The organism is Schnuerera sp. (genome assembly GCF_035459645.1).
GTDB lineage: Bacteria > Bacillota > Clostridia > Tissierellales > Tepidimicrobiaceae > Schnuerera.
This window is the reverse complement of sequence record NZ_DATHXO010000073.1, coordinates 1-3,762: the sequence shown is the minus strand read 5'-3', so window position 1 is coordinate 3,762 and position 3,762 is coordinate 1. Positions and strand designations below refer to the sequence as shown.

Here is a 3,762-nt window from a genome sequence, read left to right as displayed (position 1 = left end):
GTAAAGGAAACAGATGAAGATACAAAGTCATACTTAGGATATAAAATTATAGACACAGACAAAACAGTAGATGCTAAGACAAAGGGCATACTAAGTACTTCATATAAACCAAGTTATTCTATATATGGTACAGTATTTAATAGAATTATGGGAAATATATCAAATGAAAAAGAAATTGAGCTGATAAATTCTAAAAAGATAGTAAATGGGGAAGAAGCAGGTAAAAAGATAATAGATACATTTGAACTAGGAAAAGAATATGAAATAAGTGATTATAGATTGAAAGGTATTGAAGAAAAAGATATATATATATGGGAAGTAATGATTATGAAACGCGTTGGGAATCATGGAAGTGGTACTAGTTCAAGAATAGATGCTAAAACAGGAGAGATTATAGATTTTTCTGATCCTGGATATATGGGTGAAGATGAAGAAAAATCAAAATATAGTAAAGAAGAGTTGCTTAAAAAAGCAAAAGAAATTATAAAAAATATGAGTCTTGAAAAATATAAAGAAGTAGAATATATAGAAAATGAAAATGAAGATTTATTTTATAGAGATAGGAATTTATCAAGTTTTGTATTTATAAGGAAAGTAAATGGCATTGAAGTTGAAAATAATGGTTTTAGGATAACTTTAAGCAATCTTACAGGAGATGTAATGTCATACAATTGTAATTGGAATGATTTAGAATTTGAAGCTCCAGAGAATATAATATCTAAGGATAAAGCTAAAGAAATACTATTAGAGGATATAGAATTAGATTTAGGATATCAAATAGAAAACGAAGAAAACGAAGAAAACGAAGAAAAAAATGTTAAGCTAGTATATGATTTTAATGAAAAATACTTAACAGTAGATGCTAAGAAGGCAGAAATTGTAGGTGATAGAGAAGAAATAATTGAACAAACAATAGTAGAAAAATATGATGATATAGAAAGTAGTTTTGCTAAAGAACAGATAGAAAAGCTACAAAATTATATTATTTTATTCGAAGGTGAAAAATTAAAACCCAAACAAGAAATAACTCAAAAAGAATTTTTCAAATTATTGGTCCAAACTATAGACATATTTTATTCTTATGAAGATGAAAATTATATGTATGAAAGACTTATTGGTGAAGGTATATTAAAAAATGAAGAGAAGAATATAGAGGCGAAAATAACTAGAGAAGAAGCTATAAAATATATAATTAGAGCCTTTGGACAGGAACCGTTAGAAGATTTAGGTAATATATATAAATTAGAGTATCATGATGTAGACAAAATATCATCTGATTTAAAAGGACATATTGCAATAGCAAAAGGATTAGGACTTATAAGTGAAGGAAGAAATTTCAGACCAAAAGATAATTTAACAAGAGAAGAAGCAGCTGTTTTAGTATATAATATTCTAAATAGAGATAGATAATAAGAAGAAAACATGAAAAGCACTTATCTAGATGATAGGTGCTTTTTTTATATAGATATTAGCAGATATAGATGCAAATAATGTATTATACTTCTAAAATAATATATAAATTAAATTTGGATATAATAATGATGAAAATATATTAAATCTAATATTGGTATAGGATTGGAGGGGTAGGATGGCAGTTGTTAAAGTAATAGAGCTTCTTTCAGAATCAGCTAATGGTTGGGAGGCTGCAGCTCAAGAAGCAGTTGCAGAAGCCTCAAAGACCATAGACGATATTCAAAGTGTCTATATAAGCAATATGCAGGCTGTTGTTGAAAACAAAAAAATAGTTAATTATAGGTTAAATGTTAAAATTTCATTTATTGTTAAGTAGCAAAAAAAGCATATTATTAATTTAATATGCTTTTTTAATGCAAAAAAAGAGGGAAATCAGTAAATAGGTCGAAATATAACTAAAGGGTATAAAATAATTTACTTATACTATAATGGTAAATCATATTTTTTAAAATCGAAAGGAGTAAGAATATGATAAATAAACTAAAAGAGTTACCAAAAATTGAATTACACTGCCATTTAGACGGAAGTGTAAGACCAGAGACTATGTTTGAGCTTTTATCAGAAAAAGAAAAGTTAAGTTATAAAGATTTTAAAGAATTTGAAGCATTAGTAAAGGTAAAAGATGAATGTAATTCTTTGGTAGAGTATTTGAAGAAATTCAAATATCCATTAAAGATTATGCAAAGTCAAAAAAATATAAAGAGGATAACCTATGAGCTATTAGAAGACCTAAATATGCAAAATGTAAAATATGTTGAAATTAGGTTTGCTCCATTTCTTCATACCAGAGAAGGGCTTACCTTTGATGAGGTTGTAAAATCTGTATTAAAGGGAATGGAGAAGGCTAATAAAGATTTTGGTATAATGTCCAATGCTATACTTATTTGTATGAGAGATGAAAGTGTAGAGGAAAGCATAAAGGTAGTTGAATATGGTGCCAAATATATTGGCAAAGGGGTAGTAGCAGTAGATTTAGCAGGGAATGAGCAGGATTTCCCTCCAGAATTGCATGAAGAAGCATTTAAACTTGCTTTCCAAAAAGGGTACAATATTACTATCCACGCAGGAGAGACTGGAATAGAAGAAAATATTCCCAAGTCCATAGAATTACTCCATGCTCAGAGAATAGGCCATGGCATAGCAGCAGCAAAAGACCCTAAAATAATGGAATTGTTAAAGGAAAAAAACATATTCCTAGAGATATGTCCTATAAGTAATCTACAAACTAAGGCAGTAGAATCAATAGAAGATTATCCAATAAGGAATTTCATGGAAAAAGGATTGAAAATTACAGTAAATACGGACAATACCACAGTTTCAAATACTTCCTTAGAAAAAGAGTACAATTTTTTAATTAAGAAATTTAATTTTAATATTGAAGATATTTTAAAGCTTATAGATAATTCCATAGAGGCTGCGTTTTTACAAGAAAGTGAAAGAATATACCTAAGAAAAACCATAGAAGATGAGTTAATAACAATGGAGTTGATTTAATGAACAAGAGGATTGAGTTGAGTAAAGATAAGAAGGATTATATGATAGGAGCTATTAAAGAATATTTCATAAATGAAAGGGAAGAAGATCTAGGAGATTTAGCAGCAGCATTAATATTGGATTTTTTCATGGAAAAACTTGGGCCAGAAATTTACAATCAAGCTATTCAAGATGCGTATATGTTCGTGAATGAAAAGATTCAAGATTTATTTGAAATTGAAAAACATTATTAGAATAACAGCCTACTATCATGGAAAAACAATCAAAGAGGTGGGAAGATGAGACCAATAGATATGCATTGTGATACAGTTTTAAGATTAATGGAGGATAAAGAAAATACTGGACTATATAAGAATGATTTGAGTGTAGATATAGAAAAGTTAAAAAAAACCAACTCCTTAGCTCAATTTTTTGCCATATGGGTAGATATAAAAAGTGAGCGGGACCCAATGGAGATTTGCTTAGAGATGATAGATAAATTTTATGTAGAAGTGGATAAAAATTCTCAAGAGATTGCAATAGCAACTAATTATGAAGATATTATTCGAAATGATAGAGAAGGTAAAATTTCTGCTGTTCTGGCCATAGAAGAAGGGGCCTCTATTAAGGGCGAATTATACAATTTGAGAAACTTTTATAGATTGGGTGTAAGAGCTATAACTTTAACTTGGAATGAGGCAAATGAGATAGGCTATTCTAATTTTTATGAAGAATATAGAGATAAAGGATTAACGGATTTTGGTCGTGAAGTTGTTTATGAGATGAACAGATTAGGGATGCTTATCGATGTGTCCC

Annotated in this window: 5 protein-coding genes; all 5 read left to right on the top strand. The window is 28.8% G+C overall.

All coding sequences use genetic code 11. The features are described 5' to 3' along the window. The coding region (locus VK998_RS01785; RefSeq protein ID WP_325224828.1) for an S-layer homology domain-containing protein at window positions 1-1,410 on the top strand (1,410 nt) is incomplete at its 5' end. Between the two features lie 178 nt (window positions 1,411-1,588). Continuing rightward, window positions 1,589-1,789: a dodecin family protein gene (locus tag VK998_RS01780; RefSeq protein WP_325224825.1), complete on the top strand. Its 201-nt coding sequence runs from the start codon at window positions 1,589-1,591 to the stop codon at window positions 1,787-1,789. A 152-nt stretch (window positions 1,790-1,941) separates the two neighbouring features. After that, entirely contained in the window at window positions 1,942-2,967 is a 1,026-nt protein-coding gene (add, locus tag VK998_RS01775; protein ID WP_325224823.1) for an adenosine deaminase, read from the top strand. Then, the gene (locus tag VK998_RS01770; protein WP_236910681.1) at window positions 2,967-3,200 is read left to right on the top strand and encodes a DUF2164 domain-containing protein; all 234 of its coding nucleotides are present in this window, start codon (window positions 2,967-2,969) and stop codon (window positions 3,198-3,200) included. Before add ends, VK998_RS01770 begins: the two co-directional genes overlap by 1 nt. 45 nt (window positions 3,201-3,245) lie before the next feature. Continuing rightward, the coding region (locus VK998_RS01765; protein ID WP_325224821.1) for a dipeptidase at window positions 3,246-3,762 on the top strand (517 nt) is incomplete at its 3' end.